Genomic DNA, 23548 nt, shown 5'->3' with positions numbered 1-23548 from the left:
GGACTCCTCAAGCCATCTGCGCGGCAGCGGCGGCTTCGGCAGGCTGGTAGGCCCGCACGGTGCGCCAGGTGTTGTAGGCCATCAGCAGCATGCCGGCGAGGAAGATCGCCCCGCCCGCCAACCGCACGATGAAGCCGGGATGGCTGGCCACCAGGGTTTCGACGAAGGAGTAGGTAAGCGTGCCGTCCTCGTTCACCGCACGCCACATCAGGCCCTGGGCGATGCCGTTGACCCACATCGAGGCGATGTACAGCACGGTACCGATGGTCGCGAGCCAGAAGTGCGCGTTGATCAGGCCGATACTGTGCATCTGCGCCCGGCCGAAGACTTTCGGGATCATGTGGTACAGCGCACCGATGGAAATCATCGCCACCCAGCCGAGTGCACCGGCGTGTACGTGGCCGATGGTCCAGTCGGTGTAATGGGAGAGGGCGTTGACGGTCTTGATCGCCATCATCGGGCCTTCGAAAGTCGACATGCCGTAGAACGCGAGGGATACCACGAGAAAGCGCAGGATCGGGTCGCTGCGCAATTTATGCCAGGCCCCCGAGAGGGTCATCATGCCATTGATCATGCCGCCCCAGCTGGGCGCCAGTAGGATCAGCGACATCACCATGCCCAGCGACTGTGCCCAGTCCGGCAGCGCTGTGTAGTGCAGATGGTGCGGGCCGGCCCAGATGTACAGGGTAATCAGCGCCCAGAAGTGCACGATGGACAAACGATAGGAATACACCGGGCGCTCGGCCTGTTTCGGCACGAAGTAATACATCATCCCGAGGAAACCGGCGGTGAGGAAAAAGCCCACGGCGTTGTGCCCGTACCACCACTGCACCATCGCGTCCGTGGCGCCGGCATACACCGAGTAGGATTTGGTGAGGCTCACCGGCAGTTCCAGGTTGTTGACGATGTGCAGGAGCGCCACGGTCAGGATGAAACCGCCGAAAAACCAGTTGCCGACGTAGATGTGTTTGGTGTTGCGTTTGGCCACGGTGCCAAAGAACACGATGGCGTAGGCGACCCAGACAATGGTGATGAGGATGTCGATTGGCCACTCGAGCTCGGCATATTCCTTGGAACTGGTGTAGCCCAGTGGCAGGCTGATGGCCGCCAGAAGGATCACCAGCTGCCAGCCCCAGAAGCAGAACGCGGCGAGTTTCGGCGCAAACAGCTGGGTCTGGCAGGTGCGTTGCACCGAGTAGAACGAACTGGCGAACAGGGCGCAGCCGCCGAAGGCGAAAATCACCGCGTTGGTGTGCAGTGGGCGCAGGCGGCCGAAGCTGGTCCAGGGCAAATCGAAATTGAGCTGTGGCCAGACCAATTGGGCCGCGAGAAAAACCCCGAGGCCCATGCCGACGATGCCCCACACCACCGTCATAATGGCGAATTGGCGGACCACCTTGTAGTTGTAGGCGGTACTGATAGAAGTGTTCATGGTTCCCCATCCACGGTTCAGCCGAAGTGCGCCTGCGCAGGGCAGTGCAGCGATCTTCGCCTGGAGTTATAGGCAGACTGAAAGCGAGGCAAGCATGAACAAACAGCACAAGGCCAGTATTGACGGGGATCAATGGGCGGCATGTGTGACCGAGCGCGGCTGGTTGTGGACAGCCGCGAAACCCGGTGCTGGCGCCGAATTGCCGACGCTGATTTTGGCCCATGGTGCGGGTGCGCCGATGGACAGCGGCTTCATGAACGAAATGACCGCGCGCCTTGCCGCGCAAGGCGTCAATGTGTTGCGCTTCGAGTTTCCCTACATGGCCCAACGGCGCGTGGACGGGGGCAAACGTCCACCCAACCCGGCGCCTAAGCTGGTGGAATGCTGGCGTGAGGTGTACGCCACGGTGCGACCCTATGTCGCTGGGCGACTGGCGATTGGCGGCAAATCCATGGGCGGGCGCATGGCAAGCCTTGTGGCCGATGAGCTGGGTGCCGATGCGCTGGTGTGCCTCGGGTATCCCTTCTATGCCGTGGGCAAACCGGAGAAACCGCGGGTCGAACATTTGGCGGCGTTGAACACCCGGGCGCTGATTGTCCAGGGCGAGCGGGATCCGCTGGGTAATCGCGAGGCGGTCGAAGGTTATGCCTTGTCACCTGGCATCGAAGTGCTGTGGTTGGCGGCCGGGGATCATGATTTGAAGCCGCTGAGGGCTTCGGGATTCAGTCACGAGCAGCATCTGGAGGCGGCGGCGCAGAGAGTGGCTGGGTTTCTTTTTCAAGGCTGATGCTGATTGTTCCGGCCTCTTCGCGAGCAGGCTCGCTCCCACAGGGGGAGTGAACGCTGCAAATCCAGGGTGGGAGCGAGCCTGCTCGCGAAAGCGATCTTTCAGAGCGTAAAAAACCCGGAAGCTTTCGCTGTCCGGGTTTTCAGTCTTCCAATCTAAATCAGCGGTTGAACCGCTCCACCAACGAATACTGGGTATTGGCCGTTCGAGTCAGTTCTTCGCTGAGCAGCGCCGAGCTGTGGGCCTGTCCCGAGGTCTGGTCGGCCAGTTCCGAGATGTTGCTGATGTTGCGGCTGATCTCCTCGGCCACCGAGCTCTGCTCCTCGGTGGCAGCCGCGATCTGCGTGGTCATGTCGGTGATGTGGGCCACGGCTTCGCTGATCCCGACCAGCGCCTGGTCCGCTTCCATGACCCGCGCCACGCCTTCTTCGGCCTGGCGATGGCCAGCGTCCATGGTCTGTACGGCGTTGTTGGCGGTCTGTTGAAGCTTGGCGATCAGGGCATGGATCTGCCCGGTGGATTCGCTGGTGCGCTGGGCCAGTTGCCTTACTTCGTCGGCCACCACGGCAAAGCCGCGGCCCATTTCACCGGCACGGGCCGCTTCGATGGCGGCGTTGAGCGCCAGCAGGTTGGTCTGGTCGGCGATGCCCTTGATCACGTCGACCACACCACCGATTTCGTCGCTGTCCTTGGCCAGCTGGGTCACGGTCTGCCCGGTCTCGCCCACTACCACCGACAGGCGTTCGATGGCTTCACGGGTTTCTCCGGCAATGTCACGACCGCGACTGGTCAGGCGATTGGCCTCCTGGGTGGCATCGGCGGTGCGCTGCACGTGGCTGGCGACTTCCTGGGTGGTCGCGGCCATCTGATTGACGGCGGTGGCCACCTGTTCGGTTTCCACCCGCTGACGCTCCAGGCCAGTGGAACTGTCGTGGGCCAGGGAATTGGATTGCCGCGCTTGCGCGTTGAGATGTTCGGCGGTGTCCTGCAGGCGGGTCAGGCAGGTTTTAAGACGCGCTTCCTGGCTGAGAATCGACATCTCCAGGCGTGCCTGGACACCGCGGCTGTCGGTATACATCCGCGCGATCAACGGGTCGGAAGTGGTCTGTTCGGCCAGGCGCAGCAGGCGCTTGATCCCGCGTTGCTGCCATTGCAGGCCCATCAACCCCAACGGCACCGACAGCAGCGCAGCCAGGGCAAAACCCCAGGAAGAATTGAGGAACGCGCCGACGACGAAGCTCAACTGGCTGACCAGGATGAATGGCAGCCAGTCCTGCAGGATCGGCAGCCATTTGTCGCTGCCGGGTACCGCGGCCTTGCCCTGGTTGATGCGTTGATAGAGCGCTTCGGCCCGGGAGATCTGCTCGGCGCTGGGTTTGACCCGTACCGATTCGTAGCCGACCACCTGATTGCCTTCGAATACAGGCGTGACGTAGGCGTTGACCCAGTAATGGTCACCGTTCTGGCAGCGGTTCTTGACGATGCCCATCCATGGCAAGCCTTGTTTCAGCGTGTCCCACATGTGAGCAAACACGGCCGACGGAACGTCGGGATGGCGTACCAGGTTGTGCGGCGCATGGATCAGCTCTTCCTTCGAGAACCCACTGATTTCAACGAACGCGTCGTTGCAGTAGGTGATCACACCCTTGGTATTGGTGGTGGAAATCAATCTCTGCTGGGCCGGGAAGGTCCTTTCGCGTTGTGTAATAGGTTGGTTGTTACGCATGGTGGTGTAGTCCGCAAGGCTTTGAAAGGTTGTCGGCACCGTCAGCTTTTTGTTGAAAAAATTCTGCCCGGCGGCGTCACGCCAGCATCGGGTAAGTAAACAGGGCGAAATGCAGCAGGTTGAGGCCGAAATGTGTGGCAATCGCCGCGCCCAGGCCGCCAAACCGATAAGCCAGGCCGTAACCGATCCCGGCCAGCCCCGACAGCAATACCCACTGCCAGCCGGCACCGGCATGTACCAGGCCGAACAGCAGCGAGGCCAGCAGCAATGCGAGGTTGTCGCCATGGCGCAGATGTTCGAAGCGTCGGCTCAGGCCGCCCTGGATGTAGCCACGAAACAGTGCTTCCTCGACCAAGGTCACCAATAAAAGATTGTTGAGCACCCAGATCCAGGCCTGGTCCGGCCATTTCGGTGCCCAATGGATCATGCCCAGCAACATGGCCCCGCCCAAGGCCATTATCGCGCTTAGCGCAAGCCCCAGCGCCGTGCCGTAGACAGCGCCACGAAACGAGCGGCGGCCAACGATCCAGGGGCACGCCAGCAACAGCCAGAAACCGATCAGGGGCTTGTCCTGGTTCAGATACATCGCAAATCGCACGGCGTCATCGCTCAAACGTTGCGCCGCGATCGCCCGGCCGTTGAAGAAACCCGGCATCCAATGCAATGCCAACGCGACCGCCAGGACGATGAACAAGCAATGCCCGAGAAACTGCCCGACCGGCGTCTGCCGCTGGCGAACCGCGTACCCGGCGAACAGCAGCAGCGCGACCGAGATGATGGCAGTCCAGGCCAGATGGCCGTACGCGAGGGCCAGGCCATAACCGATCGAGAGAAGGGCCAGGTACGGCCAGGGTAGGGCGGGCATAAACGTCCTTGAGGGAAAATTCTGCAGTGAGAGGCTATCAGGGGCGGGAGTTTATAAGCAGATGAGTACAAAAACATCGACTTTGAAGTAATGGAATTTTCGTAGGGGGCGATTTCTCGCCCAAATGTTCGGAGGCCATGCCTGGCGCGCTTGATATCACAGTCTTGCCATATGGAGCTTCGTCGGCAGCATCCACAACTGTCAACTCTGACAGTTTCGATGCACGAGAAAAGCATGCTTACTTCAGCCAAGAGAGAAGCATGCCGGCGCGGTGTTGCCAGTCAAGCATCGCCTGGATTTCCGGCAATGTCAGCTGGGACGGCAATGGACGCTTTTGCGCAATGGAAACTCCAAGCTCAGCGGACATTAAATATGAACAGCACCGACGAAGCGGGTCCCTTTCTTCCACGCCACAGCGCTGAACGTGGGAGAGGCGTACCGAAGATTCAGGAAACCATTGCGACATTGGTTGCAGACCCGACACAACCTCGTAACCTTCATAACCCAGGGAAAACTTATTGCGAGGCATGGTTAACGTGGGATCCTCCTGTCGATTCATCGGATCTGCTTGGCTACGAAATTAGCTGCCCCGGTCGGGAACTGGTCAATACTACGTTATGTGAATACATTGATAGGGGCCTGACACCAGAGGTTGAATACGTTTATCAAGTCACGCCATACAGAGGTGACGGCAATCCACCAGGGACCCCGCAGTCCATTCTTGTGGTGACCCACGATAGAGTGCCTCCTACCAAGCCGAGGGCGTTCAAGGCTAGTGGAGTGACACACAATAGTGCAGAACTCAGTTGGGGGCCATCAGAGAGCCACAGCGGCGAAATTTTTTACTTGATTTATCTCAATGGCGTCCTCAGAGCAGAGACCAAACAGCTGACTTACACAATTTCTTGTCTCAAGGATCTTGCTGTCTACCACGTTCGAATAGGGGCGGTTATCAAGACTGGAACAAAGCGTGCTTCCAGGTTCGCCTCTTTGGAATTTAAGACGTTGTTGCGTCCACCTATACTGAAATTCAGCCAACGTAACGGAGTCGGCAGGCTGGCGTGGGCTCCATACTACTGGAATTTTCCGTCGCATGAGGGGACCATAAACGGCCACGCCTTTAGTACAGGTCCGGGTCGTTTGAGTTTCAAGTTCAAACTGGCGGACGTAACCTCAGGCCCCGTCCCGTTGCATTTAGAGTTTTCGGTTCGTGCCAAGCTGGGTGATAATTATTCCGAAGCGAGTAATTTGGAAGCAGTGGTCGACGACATTCTTCCCCCGAATCAGCCCGGGATCCCAGTGTTGAGTAATATAACGGACACTTCGGCGACGCTGGCGTGGGCACCGTCGAGCGATAATAAAGGTGTAACTGGTTACAAGATACGCTGCAATCTGGTAACTAAGAACGTATCGCTCACGACAACAACATTCACCCAACTGAAACGCGGTGTCTGGTACCTCGCCACCGTGCGTGCGGAGGATGAGGCTGGAAACGTCTCCGTTCCAAGTGAGGTTTGGTTCCAGACCACTGGGGTGGCGTCCAAGCCCCGCCCAACGCCGCCGATCGACATAGATGTCGTTCACACGTCGTCAACTTCAGTTGAAATCAACTGGTCATTCGAGCATGCAGGAACCGGGGCTCTGGGTGTGGTCATCAAAGTTGATGACGAATATCTGGATCCGGTTCTGGAGCCTCACTATCAAAAGCAACTGGAAAATTTAGTTCCGGGGACTGAGTATTCAATCACGCTGATTACTCTAAATTGGTTAAATGGCCAATTCTCCGAGCCCACTACTCTTACCTTTGAGCAGACGGACACTGCACCGCCGAGCGTTCCGGGCAGGTTACGGATTATTTCTTCAACCCCCGATTCAGCTACGCTGGCCTGGGATGAATCAACGGACGATATCGGTATGTATGGATATGTCATCTACAACAATCATGAATATGTCGACAGTACAACGCTTGGTCAGTACACCGCCGTCGATCTGGTACCCGGTTTCCATTTATTTGAAGTCGTGGCCGTGGATGCTTTTGGTAATACCTCCGAGCCAGCATTAGTTGGCAAAATCATTGGTGGTCCTGAAGACGTCACTCCGCCCAGTGTGCCGCGCAACTTTCGTGTAACTTTTTCAACGCCTGCATTGGCCGTCCTGACGTGGGAGGAATCAACAGACGACGTCTGCATGTGGGGTTATGCCGTCTACCTCGACAAGGTGCTCCTCAATACTCAGCGCGGTACTTACCGGCAATACGGTCCTTTATCTGGCGTTCACCTATTTGAGGTTCGCGCCTTGGATATTTTTGGGAACGCCTCTGAGCCGGCATCGGTGCAAACCCACACTTGAACTTGACTTCAAGTTACCCGGAAATTTTCAACCCGCGACTGAGCGAGCGAAAATTGTGCCAAAGGTAATCTGGCCTGTTCGGTGAAGTTATAGCAGCAGTTGGGGCGACGGATTCCGTCGGTCGGATTCCAAGGAAGGCAGCTTATTAAAACCTGGCTGCCTTCCGGATTTCGTCAGGAATCTTTCACGCTCCCAACATTTGCCTTAGGACAAAATGCAGGATCCCGCCAGCCTTGAAGTATTCCACTTCATTCAAGGTGTCGATCCGGCACAACACTTCAATCCGCTCCTGGCTGCCGTCCTCGCGGGTGATGACCACAGGCAGGTTCATGCGCGGCGTCAGCTCGGTATCGCTCAGCCCGAGGATATCAAGGGTCTCCCTGCCAGTGAGGTTCAGGCTCTTGCGATTCTGATCGAGCTTGAATTGCAGCGGCAGCACGCCCATGCCCACCAGGTTGGAGCGGTGGATGCGTTCGAAGCTTTCGGCAATCACGGCCTTTACGCCCAGCAGGTTGGTACCCTTGGCCGCCCAGTCCCGGCTCGAACCGGTGCCGTATTCCTGCCCGGCAATGACCACCAGGGGCGTGCCGGTGGCCTGGTACAACATGGCCGCATCGTAGATCGACATTCTTTCGCCGTTGGGGATATAGATCGTATTGCCGCCTTCTTCGCCGCCGAGCATCTCGTTGCGGATACGGATGTTGGCGAAGGTGCCGCGCATCATCACCTGGTGATTGCCCCGTCGCGAGCCGTAGGAGTTGAAGTCCCGCGGCTCCACGCCTTGTTCGCGCAGGTAACGGCCGGCAGGGCTGTCGGCCTTGATATTGCCGGCTGGCGAGATATGGTCGGTGGTCACCGAGTCCCCAAGCAGCGCGAGGACGCGTGCGCCCTCGACGTTCCTGATCACCGGTGGCGGCCCGCCGATGTCGTCGAAGAATGGCGGATGCTGGATGTAGGTCGAGTCGTCCTGCCAGACATAAGTAGCCGCCTGCGGCACTTCGATGGCTTGCCATTGTTCATCACCGGCGAACACGGCGGCGTATTCCTTGTGGAACATGCTGGTGTCGACCTGGGCCACGGCGTCGGCTACTTCCTTGCTGCTCGGCCAGATATCGCGCAGGTACACCGGATTGCCGTCTCGATCGTTGCCCAGCGGTTCGCTGCTGATATCGATGCGCACGGTGCCGGCCAAGGCGTAGGCGACCACCAATGGCGGCGAGGCCAGCCAGTTGGTTTTCACCAGCGGATGCACCCGGCCCTCGAAGTTGCGGTTACCCGACAGCACCGAAGCCACGGTCAGGTCGGCTTTCTGGATGGCTTTTTCGATGGGGTCGGGCAGAGGGCCGGAGTTGCCGATACAGGTCGTGCAGCCGTAGCCCACCAGGTCGAAGCCGAGTTTGTCGAGGTACTCGGTCAGCCCTGCGGCGTTGTAGTAGTCGGTCACCACCTTGGAGCCAGGCGCCAGGGAGCTCTTGACCCAGGGTTTGCGAGTCAGGCCTTTTTCCACGGCTTTTTTTGCCAACAGCCCGGCGGCCATCATCACGCTGGGGTTGGAGGTGTTGGTGCAAGAGGTGATGGCGGCAATCACCACCGCGCCGTTTTTCAGGCGATGGGTCTGGCCATCGAATTCGTACTCGGCTTCGCCGACCTGGTCGGCATTGCCTACCGCGACGCCTCCGCCGCCTTCGCTTTCCAGGCGGCCCTCGTCCTTGCTGGTGGGTTTGATCTGCAGGCCGAGGAAATCACTGAAGGCTTGGCCGACATTCGGCAGCGAGACCCGGTCCTGGGGACGCTTGGGGCCAGCGAGACTTGCCTCGACGCTGCCCATGTCCAGTTCCAGCGTGTCGGTGAACACCGGTTCCTGGCCAGGCAGGCGCCACAGGCCCTGGGCCTTGCAATAGGCTTCCACCAGTTTCACGGTTTCCGCGGGGCGCCCGGACAGGCGCAAGTAATCCAGCGTTACATCGTCCACCGGGAAGAAACCGCACGTGGCGCCGTATTCCGGGGCCATGTTGGCGATGGTGGCGCGGTCGGCCAGGGGCAGGTCGGCGAGACCGTCGCCATAAAACTCGACGAATTTGCCCACCACACCCTTCTTGCGCAGCATCTGCGTGACGGTCAGCACCAGGTCGGTCGCGGTGATACCTTCGCGCAGCTTGCCGGTGAGCTTGAAGCCGACAACCTCGGGGATCAGCATCGATACCGGTTGGCCGAGCATCGCCGCTTCCGCCTCGATCCCGCCGACGCCCCAGCCGAGCACGCCGAGGCCATTGATCATGGTGGTGTGAGAGTCAGTGCCGACCAGCGTGTCCGGGAAAGCGTAGGTGCGGCCGTCTTCCTCTTTGGTCCAGACCGTGCGACCGAGGTATTCCAGGTTCACCTGGTGGCAGATGCCGGTGCCCGGTGGCACCACGCTGAAGTTGTCGAAGGCACTCTGGCCCCAGCGCAGGAAGGCATAACGTTCGCCGTTGCGCTGCATTTCGATGTCGACGTTCTGCTCGAAGGCCTGGCGGCTGGCGAACTTGTCCACCATTACCGAGTGGTCGATCACCAGGTCGACCGGTGACAACGGGTTGATTCGCTGGGGATCGCCTCCGGCCTTTTCCACGGCGGCGCGCATGGCGGCCAGGTCGACCACGGCGGGCACGCCAGTAAAGTCCTGCATCAGCACCCGTGCCGGGCGATACTGGATTTCGCGGTCGGAGCGGCGCTCCTTGAGCCAACCGGCCAGGGCCTTGAGGTCGGCGCCGGTGACGGTTTTTTCATCTTCCCAGCGCAGCAGGTTTTCCAGCAGCACCTTGAGGGACATCGGTAGTTTATCCAGATCACCGAGGCTTCGCGCGGCGTCCGGCAAGCTGAAATAGTGATAAGTCCTGGCGTCGACTTGCAATGTTTTAAGGGTTTTCAGGCTATCGAGGGACGGCATTGAAATCACTCCTTTGAGTCCGCACGGCTACGGACTGACGGAACGGACAGAGCCTTTAACCTAGCCCTGTTTTGAGCGTATGACTAATCACTGGACTCTATGGACAGGTTCGCGGTTCCGAACTCCGCTATCATGCGGCGGTTTTCGTGACAGGCTTTGCTACGGAGTTTCAATGAACACGCTTTTTATGCACTGCCGACCGGGCTTCGAAGGCGAGGTCTGTTCCGAGATCGCCGAACATGCCGCGCGGCTGAACGTGGCCGGCTACGCCAAGGCCAAGCCGGCCAGCGCGTGCGCCGAATTCGTCTGCACTGAAGAAGACGGCGCCGAGCGGCTGATGCGTGGACAGCGCTTTGCCGAGCTGATTTTCCCGCGCCAGTGGGCGCGTGGCTCGTTCATCGAGTTACCGGAGACCGACCGCATCAGCGTCATCCTCGCCCACCTGGCGGCTTTCCCGACGTGCGGCAGCCTGTGGCTGGAAGTGGTCGATACCAACGACGGGAAGGAGCTGTCGAACTTCTGCAAGAAATTCGAAGGCCCGTTGCGCAAGGCCTTGAGTGGCGCCGGCAAGCTGGTGGACGATGCGCACAAGCCGCGCCTGCTGCTGACGTTCAAGAGCGGCCGCGAAGTGTTCCTTGGCCTGGCGGAAGCTGACAATTCGGCAATGTGGCCGATGGGTATTCCGCGGCTTAAATTCCCTCGGGAAGCGCCGAGCCGCTCGACCCTCAAGCTCGAAGAAGCCTGGCACCATTTCATTCCTCGTGACCAATGGGACGAGCGGCTGCACAGCGACATGACCGGCGTGGACCTCGGCGCCGCGCCGGGTGGCTGGACCTGGCAATTGGTCAACCGGGGCATGCTGGTGACGGCCATCGACAACGGTCCGATGGCTGAAAGCCTGATGGACACGGGCCTGGTGCAGCACTTGATGGCGGACGGCTTCACGTTCAAGCCCAAGCAGCCGGTGGACTGGATGGTCTGTGACATCGTCGAAAAACCCGCGCGCAATGCGGCGATGCTGGAAGAGTGGATTGGCGAGGGGCATTGCCGTGAGGCGGTGGTCAACTTGAAACTGCCGATGAAGCAGCGTTACGCCGAGGTGAAGCGTCTGCTCGAACGCATCGCCGAGGGTTTCAAGGCCCGGGGTATCAAGGTCGAGATTGGCTGCAAGCAGCTGTATCACGACCGTGAGGAAGTGACGTGCCATCTGCGGCGGCTGGATAGCAAGAAGCCGAAGTCTCGCTGAAAGTAAGAAGCGAGCTTTTGTGGCGAGGGAGCTTGCTCCCGCTGGGTTGCGAAGCAACCCCAATGTCCTGCTGGGCTCCTAAAAGCGACGACTGCTTCGCAGTCGAGCGGGAGCAAGCTCCCCCGCCACAGGGTTGATGTAGATCTGTTAAGAACGCCGGCATTGCGCGACAATAGCGGCCAGTTTCAGGAGTAGAGCATGAGTGAAATGAACGAAACGCCGGTCGACGGCACGCTGGACGCCACCGGCCTCAACTGTCCGGAGCCGGTGATGATGCTGCATCAGCATATCCGTGACCTGGCCCCCGGCGGACTGCTGAAAGTAATTGCCACCGACCCGTCGACGCGCCGTGATATCCCCAAGTTTTGCGTGTTTCTCGATCACGAACTGGTCAGCCAGGACGAAGTGGACGGCACCTACCGCTACTGGATCCGCAAGAAGCTCGCTTAACCCGTCGAGCGACTGAGGCGAATCTGCCCACGGGCACTGCGCGTCAGTCGGATCGACAGCATCAACGCCGCGCAGCTCAATCCCACGATCAAACCCTGCCACAATCCGCTTGGGCCGCTGGCGGTGCCGAGCCAGTCGGTCAGGCCCAGGGCGTAACCCACCGGCAAGCCGATGCCCCAGTAAGCGAAGAGCGTCAGGATCATCGTCACCTGGGTGTCCTGGTAACCGCGCAACGCGCCCGCCGCCGTGACCTGGATGGCATCGGAAAACTGGAACAGCGCCGCGTAGACGATCAGCATCGAGGCCACTTCGATCACCACGGGGTCGGCGGTATAGATCGCCGCGATAGGCCCGCGCAACGCGAACATCAGGCTCGCCGACAGGCAGGCGTACGCCAGGGCCGTGGCCATGCCGACACCCGCCGCAAAGCGCGCTTCCCGAGGCTGGCTACGCCCCAGCGCCTGGCCGACCCGTACGGTCACGGCCATGCCCAGGGAATAGGGGATCATGAACACCAGCGAGCTGAAATTCAGGGCGATCTGGTGTCCGGCCACCACCGTGGCGCCGAGGCTGCCGATCAGCAGGGCGATGACCGCGAAGATGCTCGATTCGGCAAACACCGCGATGCCGATCGGCAGGCCGATGCCGAGCAGGCGCTTGATGACCGACCATTGCGGCCAGTCGAAGCGGCTGAACAGCTGACTCGATTGATAGATCGGGCCCCAGCGTGTCCAGGCGGCCATGCCCGCCGCCATGAACCACATCACGATGGCCGTGGCCCAGCCGCAGCCGACACCGCCCATGGCGGGGACGCCCAGGTGTCCATAGATGAAGATGTAGTTGAGCGGGATGTTCAGGGCCAGCCCGCACAGCCCCAGCACCATCGCCGGTCGCGTACGCCCCAGGCCGTCGCTGAAGCAGCGCAGCACGTAATAGATTGCCACCGCCGGGAGGCCGCTGCCGATGCCGCGCAGGTATTCCATGCAAGGGCCGATCAGTTCGGGATCGACTTTCATGACATGCAGGATCGGTTCGGCGCTGAGCAGCGCCAACGTTGCGATCAGCCCCACCGCAAGTGCCAGCCACAATGCCTGACGCACCAATGGACCGATCTGTTCAAACGTACCGGCACCGAAACGCTGGGCCACCTTCGGCGTGGTAGCCAACAGCGTGCCGGTCATCAACAGGAATACCGGAACCCAGATCGAGTTGCCCAGCGCCACCGCCGCGAGATCCCGCGGCCCGACCCGGCCGGCCATCACCGCGTCGACAAAGCCCATGGCGGTGGTCGCCAATTGCGCCACCATGATCGGCAGGGCCAGGGCCAGCAACGTCTTGAGCTCCAGGCGCACCCGGGCCGGGCGGGAGAGAGTGGTGGGGGTGTCGATCACAGGATTCACAGGGCAAGCATCCGAAAAATATTAAGCGCAAGGCGGCGAATTCTACGCCTTGACGCATCGGTCAGGAAAAAACCTGTGTTGGGGATTTGTAATCGGGCAGTACGGCAGCTTTCGTGGCGAGGGAGCTTGCTCCCGTTCGGCTGCGCAGCAGTCGCTGGCATTTTGGGCCCGCTTCGCAGGCCAGCGGGAGCAAGCTCCCTCGCCACAATGGTACTGCTCGCTCCTGGTAATGCGCGAAGCAACCGGAACGCCTACACTGCCCATCCCGCCAAAGGAGCTTTGCCATGCTGATCGTTGCCGACGAAAACATTCCCCTGCTCGATGCGTTTTTTCAAGGTTTTGGTGAAATCCGCCGGGTGCCGGGGCGGGGCATCGACCGGGCGTTGGTCGAGCAGGCTGACGTGCTGCTGGTGCGTTCGGTCAGCCAGGTCAATCGGGCGCTGCTGGAAGGCAGCAAGGTGCGTTTTGTCGGCACCTGCACCATCGGCACCGATCACCTGGACCTGGAATATTTCGCCGAAGCCGGCATCCGCTGGGCCAGTGCCCCGGGTTGTAACGCCCGTGGTGTGGTGGACTATGTGCTGGGCTGTCTCATGACCCTGGCGGAAATCGAAGGTGCGGATCTTGCGCAGCGCACCTTTGGCGTCGTCGGCGCGGGGCAGGTGGGCGGGCGATTGATCAAGGTACTCAAAGACCTGGGCTGGGTCGTTAAAGTCTGTGATCCGCCGCGTCAGGCTGCCGAAGGCGGCGATTACCTGAGCCTGGAGCAGATTATCGAGCAGTGCGATGTGATCAGCCTGCACACGCCCCTGACCCGCGATGGCGAGCAACCGACCTGGCACCTTTTCGACGAGCAACGATTGAACAACCTCAAGCCGGGGACCTGGTTGATCAACGCCGCGCGCGGCCCGGTCATCGACAACATGGCGCTGCGCGAGGTGCTGCTGGAGCGTGAAGATCTGCAAGCGGTGCTGGATGTCTGGGAGCGGGAGCCGACAGTCGACGTCGATCTGGCCGACCTCTGCGTGATCGCCACGCCGCACATCGCCGGCTATAGCCTTGACGGTCGCCAGCGTGGCACGGCGCAGATTTATGAAGCCTTGTGCGGATTCCTGCAGCGGCCGGTGGAAGTCAGCCTGGCCGAGCTGTTGCCTCGGCCGTGGCTCGCCGGCCTCACGCTGGATGCCGCCACCGACCCGGCCTGGGCCCTGTCGGCGTTGTGCCGGAGCGTGTACGATCCGCGCCGTGACGATGCGGACTTTCGCCGCAGCCTGATCGGCACCGACAGCGAGCAACGTAGCGCTTTTGATGCCTTGCGCAAGCATTATCCGCCACGCCGGGAAATCGATAGCTTGAAGGTGCGGATCGAAGGGCAATCGCCGACGTTGGAAAATATCGTGGCAGCCCTGGGCGCCACCATCGCTTGAGCGTAGAGCGCCTTTGTGGCGAGGGAGCTTGCTCCCGCTCGGCTGCGAAGCAGTCGCCGACTGCAACTGTCCAGCCGGAGCAAGCTCCTTCACCCCGCAAGCCGGAAAATCAAAGGCATAAAAAACCCGACATCAAGGTCGGGTCCAGTTGAAGACGGGGCTGTATCACTTTTGTTCGGCAGGTTTGACCAGTCGTTTTTCCAGTTCGCTGCAGGCTTTCTGGATCATGTCTTCGGTGATCGGTACTTCGCGCCCTTGGGCATCGATGAACGAGCAGCCCAGGGACTGGTCCGGTTGCGTGCGGATAACTTGAATCTTGTCTTCGCTGCTGTGTTGCAAGGACATGGCCTGTCTCCTCATCAGGTTGCGTGCCTATAGTAATGTCGCCAGGTGACCGAGCCATGACACTCCTTGAAGGTTCACGGCGACAGCTCCACTCAACCAGAAACGCCGACGCATTTCCAGCCAGACTTTAGACCGATAACATCTAGGGGCTAATCTTGGCGGTCATATTTAACCTGACTCATTCTGATTCAAATTGGTTCCGCTGCGTTTCGGTGTCCCTGACCGACTCCTTTCCCGTTGCATTATCGGATGCTCTCGATGCTTTCTTCCCGACAACGCCGTGCCATACGCCTGGCCAGCGGCTTCATCGCTCCTTACCGCAAACAGGTCGTTGGCGCGTTGCTGGCCCTGATCGTCACCGCCGGCATTACCTTGTCCATGGGGCAGGGTATCCGGTTGCTGGTGGATCAGGGTTTCATGACGCGCTCGCCACATCTGCTCAATCAATCGATCGGGTTGTTCATGGTCCTGGTGGCGGGGTTGGCGGTCGGTACGTTTGCCCGTTTCTACCTGGTGTCGTGGATTGGCGAGCGGGTGGTGGCCGATATCCGCCGACAGGTTTTCAACCACCTGGTGTATCTGCATCCCGGGTTCTACGAAAACAACCGCAGTTCGGAAATCCAGTCACGCCTGACCGCCGACACCACGCTGCTGCAATCGGTGATCGGTTCGTCGTTGTCACTGTTTCTGCGCAACGCGCTGATGGTGGTCGGAGGCATCGTGCTGCTGTTCATCACCAATCCCAAGCTCACCAGCATCGTCGTGGTTGCGTTGCCGCTGGTGCTGGCGCCGATCCTGGTCTTTGGCCGGCGAGTGCGCAGCCTGTCCCGCGAAAGCCAGGACCGCATCGCCGATGTCGGCAGTTACGTTTCCGAAACCCTCGGCCAGATCAAGACGGTGCAGGCCTATAACCACCAGGTCCAGGACGAGCACCGTTTCGCTGCTACCGTGGAGCAGGCCTTGGACACTGCCCGCAAGCGCATCGCCCAGCGCGCCTGGTTGATTACCCTGGTGATCGTTCTGGTACTGGGTGCGGTGGGCGTAATGCTCTGGGTCGGTGGCATGGACGTGATCGCCGGGCGCATTTCCGGCGGTGAGCTGGCGGCATTCGTGTTCTACAGCCTGATTGTCGGGAGCGCTTTCGGTACGCTCAGCGAAGTGATCGGCGAGCTGCAGCGGGCGGCTGGCGCCGCTGAGCGAATTGCCGAGTTGCTGCGTTCGGAGAACATCATCCAGCCGCCGGCGACGGGCCTTGTCACGTTGCCGCAGCGGGTCAGCGGCGACCTGCGCCTTGAAGGTGTACGGTTTTCCTACCCGTCGCGGCCGGAAAGCTATGCGGTCGATGGCCTGGACCTGAGCGTCAACGCTGGCGAAACCGTCGCGCTGGTCGGTCCGTCCGGGGCGGGCAAAACCACCGTGTACGACCTGCTGCTGCGGTTCTACGATCCAGTGCAGGGGCAGATATTCCTCGATGGTGTGCCGCTGACCTTGCTTGACCCGTTGGACCTGCGTCGTCACTTCGCCCTGGTCTCGCAGAGCCCGGCACTGTTTTTCGGCACGGTGGAAGAAAATATTCGCTACGGCAATCCGCAAGCCACCGACGAACAGGTGCGCGAAGCGGCGCGGATCGCTCACGCCCATGACTTCATCGAGAAAATGCCCGATGGCTACCAGACCCATCTGGGTGATGGCGGCCTGGGTTTGTCCGGTGGCCAGCGCCAACGCCTGGCCATCGCCCGGGCACTGCTGATCGACGCGCCGATCCTGCTGTTGGACGAAGCCACCAGCGCGCTCGATGCACAAAGCGAACACCTCATCCAGCAAGCCCTGCCCAGCCTGATGAAAAACCGCACCACCCTGGTCATCGCCCACCGCCTGGCCACGGTGAAAAATGCCGACCGGATCGCGGTGATGGACCAGGGCAGGGTGGTCGCCGTGGGCACTCATCAGGAGTTGGTGGCGAGTAATGCGCTGTATGCGCGGTTGGCGGCGTTGCAGTTCAGTCAGCAGGGAGAGGATGTTTAATGAGTGCTGCTCACACCGAGGTGTTGGGGCATTATGTCGAACTGTGTGTCTGGCTTGGATAAGGTATGAGTCGTTACGCGCCACCGTTGACCCTGACGACTGGAATGCTGGGATTGATCGCGGATATCAGCGAGCAGATCGGCCAGCTTTCAGCTGTCGGCGAGAGCCAGCAGACACCGCAGCTGCGCCGGGGAAACCGGATCCGCACGATTCAAGCGACCCTGGCGATCGAAAACAATACCCTGACTGTCGAGCAGGTCACTGCGCTTCTGGCTGGGCAGCGGGTGTTGGGTCTGCCTCGTGAAATTCAGGAAGTGCGTAATGCTTTTGCTGCCTACGAAGCGATGTCGAATTGGCAGCCCGAAAGCCGGACCGACTTGCTCACCGCCCATGAATTACTGATGCACGGGTTGATTGATGATGCGGGACAGTTTCGCCGTGCGGGCGTGGGCATTTATCGAGGTGATCAACTGGTCCGAATGGCACCGCCGCCCAGTCGCGTAACACATTTGATTGACGATCTGCTGGAATGGGCCGGGTCGTGTGATTGGCACCCGTTGATCATCAGCTGCGTTTTTCATTACGAATTCGAATTCATCCATCCTTTTGCAGACGGAAACGGACGGATGGGGCGCCTGTGGCAACCATTGATACTCAGCCGGTGGCGACCTGTATTGGCTTACCTGCCGGTCGAAGCGGTGATTCGCGATCAACAGGATGCCTATTACGCTGCGCTATCGGCTTCGGACCGACTGGCCGAGGCGACCCCTTTTGTTGAGTTCATGCTGAGCTCACTTAATGTCGCGCTTGGAGAAGCACTTCATAGCGAACCTTTAACCGACCAAGTAACCGACCAAGTAGCCAGGTTGCTTCAAGCTTTACGTGGGGGTGGGACCTTCAAGGTCAATGAGCTGATGGAGCAGTTGGGGCTGGCGCATAAGGCCACATTTCGCAGCAACTACCTCAAGCCGGCGTTAGCTTGCGGTTTGATCGAAATGACCGATCCCGGATCACCCAGGAGCCCGGCGCAACGGTATCGGCTTACTCCATTGGGTAAGCAAAAACTGATGCGGTCTGGTTGAACCCCTGCAAAACGATGTGGGAGCGAGCCTGCTCGCGAAGGCGATAAGCCAGCAACATTGATGTTGACTGTCACGCCGCTTTCGCGAGCAGGCTCGCTCCCACAGGTTCTCTATCAGGGCTTTTGGTGATTACTGATCGTCAAAATAGCGCTCGTGCCAGTCCACCAACGGTTGTGGCGAGTTGAGTTTCTGGCCGTAGATCACCGAGTAGGACAGCACGTTCTGTACGTATTGGCGGGTTTCGTCGAAAGGGATGCTTTCGACCCAGACGTCGAAGCTCAGGTGGTCAGCGCCACGCAGCCATTGACGCACGCGGCCAGGGCCGGCGTTGTACGCGGCGGAGGCGAGGACCCGGTTGCCGTTGAACTGGCTGTGCACCTGGCTCAGGTAAGCCGCGCCGAGCTGGATGTTCTTGTCCGGGTTGAACACCTGCTGAGGCGATGCCAGGGGAATGTTGAACTTGCGGGCGGTTTCCTTGGCGGTGCCTGGCATCAACTGCATCAGGCCGCTGGCACCGACGCTGGAGCGGGCATCGTCCATGAATGCGCTTTCCTGGCGGGTGATAGCGAACGCCCAGCTTGGATGCAGGCCGCGGATTTTCGCTTCGCGTACCAGGGTGTCGCGGTGGGCCATCGGGAAGCGGATATCCAGGTCGTCCCAGTATTTGGCCTGGCTGATGGTGCGGATGGCCGGGAAGTACCATTTCAGGTCATAGGCCAGTTTCGCCTGGGCAACCATTTCGTCCCGGCTGAAATGACGGCTGACGTGATACCACTCGCGGCGGCCATCGACGATCTGTCCGCGCGCATGAAACTCCAGCGCGCGGCGCACTCCAGGGGTGTTGCGCACTTTGTTGATCAGCGCCTGGCTCATCACCAGCGGTTTGTTGTTGAGCGAATAGGGTGACTGGGACCGGTCGGCCGCGAGGAAGCCGTAGAAGTCACGCTCCCGGGCCAGTTGCTTATAGAGCGTCACCGCTTGCGGATTCTGCGGCTGCGCCAGTTCCAGGCTGCGGGCCTGCCAGTAACGCCAGCGGTTGGTGGTGGCGAGCGACTCGGGTAGGCGGCGGGTCAACTGATAGGCATCTTCCCAGCGGGCCAGGCGCAGCAGCAGGCGCAAACGCCATTCCGAGACAGTGTCATCGCGCAGCTCCGGGTCGTATTTGGTCATCACGTCGAGGGCGCGGCTGTCGAAGCGTTTGGCCAGGGTCAGACCGATTTCCCGGGCGATTGCCACTTTCTCGTCTCGAGAGAAATGCATGGTGCTGGCATACCCGTCCAGCAACGCCATGGCTTTTTCCGGGTCCTGGCGTGCCAGGCGTCGCAAGCCGAGGCTCACGACATCGGACATCGGTTCATCGGCGGGCGCGAAGCGCGAAGGCTGGTTGAGCAGTTCGGGCTTCTGCGCCACGTCGATCAACAGGCTGCCGCGAGGCGCCAGGGTGGTCAGGCCGCTCACCAGGCTGTTGGCCAGCGGATAGTTACGCGCCTGGGCGGCGAGCTTGGCGCGCTCCCAGCGTTTCTGTTCAGTCAGTTGGCCTTGGGCCGCCCACATGCCGAACAGCGCATCGCAGGCCGCCGGCTGGGATTTGCCGGTAAGCCAGAGTTTCTCGGCGTTGGCGTAGCCTTCGGCCTTGAGGCCATGGCTCAGTTGATATTGAGCATTGAGGCAATCGAGTTCGGTGAAGTTGAGCTTGGGGTCGTAATACTTGACGAAGGTCGCCCAGTCGCCACGCTCGGCCAGCCAGCGCAACCAGCGCAGCTTCATCCAGTTGGCCTGGGGCAGGTCGCCATGTTCGGCGAGGAATTTCTCGATCTCGGCATTGCTCGCGCTTTTCAGGCGAGCGGTCAACTCATCGTAGGCGAGGTAGGGCTCCAGCGGATAATCGCGCAGGGCCTGGCTGTAGCGCAAATAGGGGCCGGAATCACCTTTGGCCAGGGCGCGCTTGGCCTCATCGTAATACTGGCGCTGGGTGGAAATATCCACCGCCTGGGCGGTCTGAACGGCAGTGGCACACACAAACAAACAAGATAAGACACTGAAAAGGCGACTGCGCATGATACGTCCGGGCAGAAAAAACAAGACAAGCCCGGGGGGAAGCCCGGGGTAACTGTCTGTAGCTTAGCCTTTTGCCAGCAACCGGCGAAAGCTTTGCAGGGCCGTTCGCGCAAGTTCGCAACAATTGTTGTGCAGAGTGCTTCGGAGGCGAAATTGGCGGACCTTTGAGGCCTCTTCTCAGGTAGAATGCGCGCCCGGTTTTTGGAGAAGCTCATGACCCTGCTCAAATTCAGCGATGTGTCCCTTGCTTTCGGCGCGATGCCGTTGTTGGACAAGGTGTCCTGGCAGATCGCCCGTGGAGAGCGGGTGTGCATCATCGGCCGCAACGGCACTGGCAAGTCCAGCATGATGAAGCTGGTCAAGGGCGACCAGAAGCCCGACGACGGCTCGGTCTGGCGCGCGCCAGGCCTGAAGATCGGCGAATTGCCTCAGGAACTGCCGGTAGCCGACGAGCGGACGATATTCGATGTGGTCGCCGAAGGCCTGGACGGTGTCGGCGCGCTGTTGGCCGAATATCATCACCTGAGCCAGAACATCGTCACCGATGCCGACCTGGACAAGCTGATGCATGTCCAGCACGACCTCGAAGCCCGTGACGGTTGGCGCCTGCAGCAATTGGTCGACAGCACGCTGAGCCGCTTGCAACTGCCGGCCGACAAGACCCTGGCCGAGCTGTCCGGTGGCTGGCGTCGCCGCGTCCTGCTGGCCCAGGCCCTGGTGTCCGAACCCGACCTGCTGCTGCTCGACGAGCCGACCAACCACCTCGACATCGGCGCCATCGCCTGGCTTGAAGAGGCCCTCAAGGATTTCCAGGGCGCGGTGCTGTTCATCACTCACGACCGTTCCTTCCTGCAGAACCTGGCGACCCGCATCCTCGAACTGGATCGCGGCGGCCTGATCGACTGGAACGGCGACTACGCCAGTTTCCTGGTTCACAAGGAAGCAGTGCTGGCGGCGGAAGAAACCGCCAATGCGCTGTTCGACAAGCGCCTGGCCCAGGAAGAAGTCTGGATCCGCCAGGGCATCAAGGCCCGACGTACCCGTAACGAAGGGCGCGTACGCGCCCTCAAGGCCTTGCGCGTTGAGCGTAGCGAGCGACGCGAGCGCACCGGCAAGGCGAATATCCAGCTGGAAACCGCCGACAAGTCGGGCAAGCAGGTCATGGTGCTGGAGAACGTCAGCTTCGCCCACCCGGGTGGCCCGTTCCTGGTCAAGGACTTCTCCATGGTTCTGCAGCGCGGCGATCGGATCGGCCTGCTGGGCGCCAACGGTACCGGCAAGACGACCTTGCTCAAGCTGATGCTTGGCGGTCTGGTGCCGACCAGCGGCAAGGTGGAAGAGGGGACAAAAATCGATGTCGCCTATTTCGACCAGTTGCGCCACCAGTTGGATCTGGAAAAAACCGTGATCGACAACGTGGCCGAAGGTCGCGACTTCATCGATATCGACGGCCAGAGCCGCCACGTGTTGAGTTACCTCGGCGATTTCCTGTTCAGCCCGCAGCGCGCCCGTACCCCGGTGAAGGCGTTGTCGGGTGGCGAGCGCGCTCGTCTGTTGCTGGCCAAGCTGTTCAGCAAGCCGGCGAACCTGCTGGTGCTCGACGAGCCGACCAACGACCTGGACGTGGAAACCCTCGAACTGCTGGAAGAGGTGTTGCTGACCTTTAACGGCACCGTGCTGATGGTCAGCCACGACCGGGCCTTCCTCGACAACGTTGTCACCAGCACCCTGGTTTTCGAAGGCGAAGGGCTGGTTCGCGAGTACGTCGGAGGTTACCAGGACTGGCTGCGCCAGGGAGGCTCGCCACGTCTCCTGGGGGTGACCGAGAGCAAATCCGGCAAGGCCGACCTGAATTCGGCGGTCGTCAAGGCTGAGCCGGCTCCGGTTGCCGCCACTGCCGCGCCTGCCCCTGCGAAAAAGAAGCTCAGCTACAAACTGCAGCGTGAGCTGGAGGCATTGCCTGGCGATATCGAGGCGAAGGAGCAGCAGATTGCAGCGGTGGAGGCCGAGATGGCTGACGCCGGTTTCTACCAGCGACCCGCGGCCGAAACCGCCAAGGTGATTGCCCACCTGGAGCAGTTGCAGGCCGAGCTGGATGCGCTGGTCGAGCGCTGGGCTGAGCTGGACGCCTGATCCGTTGACGTAAAAAATCCCGGCACTCAGCGATGAGTACCGGGATTTTTGTTCGAAACGCTTGCCCTTGTGGGAGCGAGCCTGCTCGCGAAAGCGGTGTATCAGGCGACTTGAACGTCGGCTGTCATGGCGCTTTCGCGAGCAGGCTCGCTCCCTCCGGTTTGCCGTTTACGAGCGCTTGACCAGGTGCACCGCCAGCACGTCGCATGGCGCGCCATGCAATACGTCGTTGGCAGTGGAGCCCAGCAGCAGCGCCAGGCCGTGGCGGCCATGGCTGCCGACAACGATCAGGTCGCAGCCCTGCTCCTTGGCCAGGTGATGAATCTCCTGGCGCGGCTGGCCGTAGGTCAGGTGGCTGTTTTCCTTTTTTAATGCCGGGTATTTCACGATCAGTCGATCAAGGCGTTCCTTGGCCTGGTCAAATTGTTGCTGTTGCAACTGGGAAAGGTCCATTGGGACGTCGCCGCCGAAGGCCATGGCCATCGGCTCGACGATATGCACCAGCGACAGTTTGTTGTCCCGGCCTTCGCAGAGAGCGAGGGCTCGCTTGACGACAGGATCGCATTCTTCAGTAAGGTCGACGGCGACCAGGACGTGTTCGTAGTACATGAAAAGCACTCCAGAGAATGGCGATACGGTAAGTATGGCTGGTTTCAAGCGCATTGACGGCGATGCGGGTCAACGGGCTCATCAGAATTCGGGAGTACAGATATGACGGTCTGGATAGTGGTGTCAATCCTGTTGGTGGTATTGAGCCCCTTGGCATGGTTGCGGCCATCGCGTGTTCAGAGCGGTCGCATGGCCCTGCGCATGGAGGCGCGACGCCTCGGCCTGGCCATGCAACTGGCTTCCCAGGAGTGGCCCCACTGGCTCAGTCAGCCGCCGCCCAACCCTTGCGCTCAGTACCACCGGCCCCGACGTGGCAAGCAGCCGGCCCTCTGGAGCTACTGGCAGAGCGCCCCTGGCGTGTGGGTCAATCAGTGGCGCGAGCCCTGTCTGGACGAGTCGCTGCTGGCGCATTTCCACAAGCTGCCCGCCAACGTTTACAAAATCGAAGCCGACAAGCAGATGATCACCTTGTACTGGGGCGAAAAGGGCGAGGCGAGTGTTTTGCAGGATATATCCGCGGTGCTCAACGCATTGGCTTGAGGCGTAAAAAAGCCCGACAGATTCATCGGGCGGGTTGGCCAGGCAGGCCGGTAAACCATCTCCTCGGGGCGTTCATTCGAACGTCCTTTCTTCATTCGGCTCAAACGTCTTGTCACCAGCTTAGCCGGTTGAATACGGCGCGCTCGGA

General features: G+C 60.5%; 17 protein-coding genes. 9 read left to right on the top strand and 8 right to left on the bottom strand.

Annotated elements, in window-relative coordinates; genetic code table 11:
• Positions 1-7 precede the first annotated feature (7 nt).
• Complete coding sequence (gene ccoN / locus J3P97_RS17945; protein ID WP_305499963.1) at positions 8-1432, bottom strand: cytochrome-c oxidase, cbb3-type subunit I; 1425 nt, start codon at positions 1430-1432, stop codon at positions 8-10.
• A 94-nt stretch (positions 1433-1526) separates the two neighbouring features.
• On the opposite strand from ccoN, the gene J3P97_RS17940 reads away from it, so the two are divergent.
• Entirely contained in the window at positions 1527-2219 is a 693-nt protein-coding gene (locus J3P97_RS17940; RefSeq protein ID WP_434672431.1) for an alpha/beta family hydrolase, read from the top strand.
• Positions 2220-2379: 160 nt separating this feature from the next.
• Here the strand turns inward: J3P97_RS17940 and J3P97_RS17935 are convergent, their stop codons facing one another.
• Positions 2380-3945: a methyl-accepting chemotaxis protein gene (locus J3P97_RS17935; RefSeq protein ID WP_434573002.1), complete on the bottom strand. Its 1566-nt coding sequence runs from the start codon at positions 3943-3945 to the stop codon at positions 2380-2382.
• A 76-nt stretch (positions 3946-4021) separates the two neighbouring features.
• Positions 4022-4810, bottom strand: a complete 789-nt coding sequence (locus J3P97_RS17930) for a lysostaphin resistance A-like protein (protein ID WP_434672430.1) — start codon at positions 4808-4810, stop codon at positions 4022-4024.
• A 234-nt stretch (positions 4811-5044) separates the two neighbouring features.
• Between J3P97_RS17930 and J3P97_RS17925 the strand changes: the two genes are divergently transcribed.
• Entirely contained in the window at positions 5045-7159 is a 2115-nt protein-coding gene (locus J3P97_RS17925) for a fibronectin type III domain-containing protein (protein WP_434672429.1), read from the top strand.
• Between the two features lie 184 nt (positions 7160-7343).
• Here J3P97_RS17925 and acnA read toward each other — a convergent pair whose 3' ends face one another.
• A complete protein-coding gene (gene acnA / locus J3P97_RS17920) occupies positions 7344-10085 on the bottom strand; it encodes an aconitate hydratase AcnA (protein WP_434672428.1) in 2742 nt (913 codons plus the stop codon).
• A gap of 172 nt (positions 10086-10257) precedes the next feature.
• Here acnA and rlmM point away from each other — a divergent pair, with 172 nt between their 5' ends.
• Complete coding sequence (rlmM, locus tag J3P97_RS17915; RefSeq protein ID WP_434573009.1) at positions 10258-11331, top strand: 23S rRNA (cytidine(2498)-2'-O)-methyltransferase RlmM; 1074 nt, start codon at positions 10258-10260, stop codon at positions 11329-11331.
• A gap of 198 nt (positions 11332-11529) precedes the next feature.
• Positions 11530-11781: a sulfurtransferase TusA gene (gene tusA / locus J3P97_RS17910; RefSeq protein WP_305499973.1), complete on the top strand. Its 252-nt coding sequence runs from the start codon at positions 11530-11532 to the stop codon at positions 11779-11781.
• On the opposite strand, the gene J3P97_RS17905 is transcribed toward tusA, so the two are convergent.
• Entirely contained in the window at positions 11778-13181 is a 1404-nt protein-coding gene (locus J3P97_RS17905) for an MATE family efflux transporter (RefSeq protein ID WP_434672427.1), read from the bottom strand. The two genes, tusA and J3P97_RS17905, sit on opposite strands and share 4 nt — an antisense overlap.
• Before the next feature lie 284 nt (positions 13182-13465).
• On the opposite strand from J3P97_RS17905, the gene pdxB reads away from it, so the two are divergent.
• Positions 13466-14608 (top strand): 4-phosphoerythronate dehydrogenase PdxB, encoded by a 1143-nt coding sequence (gene pdxB / locus J3P97_RS17900; RefSeq protein ID WP_434672426.1) that lies wholly within the window; start codon positions 13466-13468, stop codon positions 14606-14608.
• A gap of 165 nt (positions 14609-14773) precedes the next feature.
• Here the strand turns inward: pdxB and J3P97_RS17895 are convergent, their stop codons facing one another.
• Positions 14774-14953, bottom strand: a complete 180-nt coding sequence (locus J3P97_RS17895) for a PA1571 family protein (protein WP_123341965.1) — start codon at positions 14951-14953, stop codon at positions 14774-14776.
• A gap of 249 nt (positions 14954-15202) precedes the next feature.
• Between J3P97_RS17895 and J3P97_RS17890 the strand changes: the two genes are divergently transcribed.
• Together J3P97_RS17890 and J3P97_RS17885 are read left to right on the top strand one after the other, a co-directional pair.
• The gene (locus J3P97_RS17890; RefSeq protein WP_434672425.1) at positions 15203-16978 is read left to right on the top strand and encodes an ABC transporter transmembrane domain-containing protein; all 1776 of its coding nucleotides are present in this window, start codon (positions 15203-15205) and stop codon (positions 16976-16978) included.
• A 65-nt stretch (positions 16979-17043) separates the two neighbouring features.
• Complete coding sequence (locus tag J3P97_RS17885) at positions 17044-18060, top strand: Fic family protein (RefSeq protein ID WP_434672424.1); 1017 nt, start codon at positions 17044-17046, stop codon at positions 18058-18060.
• A gap of 129 nt (positions 18061-18189) precedes the next feature.
• On the opposite strand, the gene J3P97_RS17880 is transcribed toward J3P97_RS17885, so the two are convergent.
• The gene (locus J3P97_RS17880; protein ID WP_434573016.1) at positions 18190-20118 is read right to left on the bottom strand and encodes a transglycosylase SLT domain-containing protein; all 1929 of its coding nucleotides are present in this window, start codon (positions 20116-20118) and stop codon (positions 18190-18192) included.
• Positions 20119-20331: 213 nt separating this feature from the next.
• Here J3P97_RS17880 and J3P97_RS17875 point away from each other — a divergent pair, with 213 nt between their 5' ends.
• Positions 20332-22251 (top strand): ATP-binding cassette domain-containing protein, encoded by a 1920-nt coding sequence (locus J3P97_RS17875; protein ID WP_434672423.1) that lies wholly within the window; start codon positions 20332-20334, stop codon positions 22249-22251.
• A gap of 168 nt (positions 22252-22419) precedes the next feature.
• On the opposite strand, the gene J3P97_RS17870 is transcribed toward J3P97_RS17875, so the two are convergent.
• On the bottom strand, positions 22420-22860 hold the full coding sequence (locus J3P97_RS17870) for a universal stress protein (protein WP_305499988.1): 441 nt from the start codon (positions 22858-22860) through the stop codon (positions 22420-22422).
• A 102-nt stretch (positions 22861-22962) separates the two neighbouring features.
• Between J3P97_RS17870 and J3P97_RS17865 the strand changes: the two genes are divergently transcribed.
• Positions 22963-23400, top strand: a complete 438-nt coding sequence (locus J3P97_RS17865; RefSeq protein WP_305499990.1) for a hypothetical protein — start codon at positions 22963-22965, stop codon at positions 23398-23400.
• Positions 23401-23548: the final 148 nt, after the last annotated feature.

It is taken from the genome of Pseudomonas sp. R1-15, assembly GCF_051132085.1.
Classification (GTDB): Bacteria; Pseudomonadota; Gammaproteobacteria; order Pseudomonadales; family Pseudomonadaceae; genus Aquipseudomonas.
The sequence above is the reverse complement of the archived record's forward strand: the minus strand, read 5'-3'. Positions and strand labels throughout refer to the sequence as shown.

Coding starts and splice junctions, on each gene's coding strand:
- ccoN (WP_305499963.1), bottom strand. CDS start 1,432: ATGAACACTTCTATCAGTACCGCCTACAACTACAAGGTGGTCCGCCAA.
- J3P97_RS17940 (WP_434672431.1), top strand. CDS start 1,527: ATGAACAAACAGCACAAGGCCAGTATTGACGGGGATCAATGGGCGGCA.
- J3P97_RS17935 (WP_434573002.1), bottom strand. CDS start 3,945: ATGCGTAACAACCAACCTATTACACAACGCGAAAGGACCTTCCCGGCC.
- J3P97_RS17930 (WP_434672430.1), bottom strand. CDS start 4,810: ATGCCCGCCCTACCCTGGCCGTACCTGGCCCTTCTCTCGATCGGTTAT.
- J3P97_RS17925 (WP_434672429.1), top strand. CDS start 5,045: ATGCTTACTTCAGCCAAGAGAGAAGCATGCCGGCGCGGTGTTGCCAGT.
- acnA (WP_434672428.1), bottom strand. CDS start 10,085: ATGCCGTCCCTCGATAGCCTGAAAACCCTTAAAACATTGCAAGTCGAC.
- rlmM (WP_434573009.1), top strand. CDS start 10,258: ATGAACACGCTTTTTATGCACTGCCGACCGGGCTTCGAAGGCGAGGTC.
- tusA (WP_305499973.1), top strand. CDS start 11,530: ATGAGTGAAATGAACGAAACGCCGGTCGACGGCACGCTGGACGCCACC.
- pdxB (WP_434672426.1), top strand. CDS start 13,466: ATGCTGATCGTTGCCGACGAAAACATTCCCCTGCTCGATGCGTTTTTT.
- J3P97_RS17895 (WP_123341965.1), bottom strand. CDS start 14,953: ATGTCCTTGCAACACAGCAGCGAAGACAAGATTCAAGTTATCCGCACG.
- J3P97_RS17890 (WP_434672425.1), top strand. CDS start 15,203: ATGCTCTCGATGCTTTCTTCCCGACAACGCCGTGCCATACGCCTGGCC.
- J3P97_RS17885 (WP_434672424.1), top strand. CDS start 17,044: ATGAGTCGTTACGCGCCACCGTTGACCCTGACGACTGGAATGCTGGGA.
- J3P97_RS17880 (WP_434573016.1), bottom strand. CDS start 20,118: ATGCGCAGTCGCCTTTTCAGTGTCTTATCTTGTTTGTTTGTGTGTGCC.
- J3P97_RS17875 (WP_434672423.1), top strand. CDS start 20,332: ATGACCCTGCTCAAATTCAGCGATGTGTCCCTTGCTTTCGGCGCGATG.
- J3P97_RS17870 (WP_305499988.1), bottom strand. CDS start 22,860: ATGTACTACGAACACGTCCTGGTCGCCGTCGACCTTACTGAAGAATGC.
- J3P97_RS17865 (WP_305499990.1), top strand. CDS start 22,963: ATGACGGTCTGGATAGTGGTGTCAATCCTGTTGGTGGTATTGAGCCCC.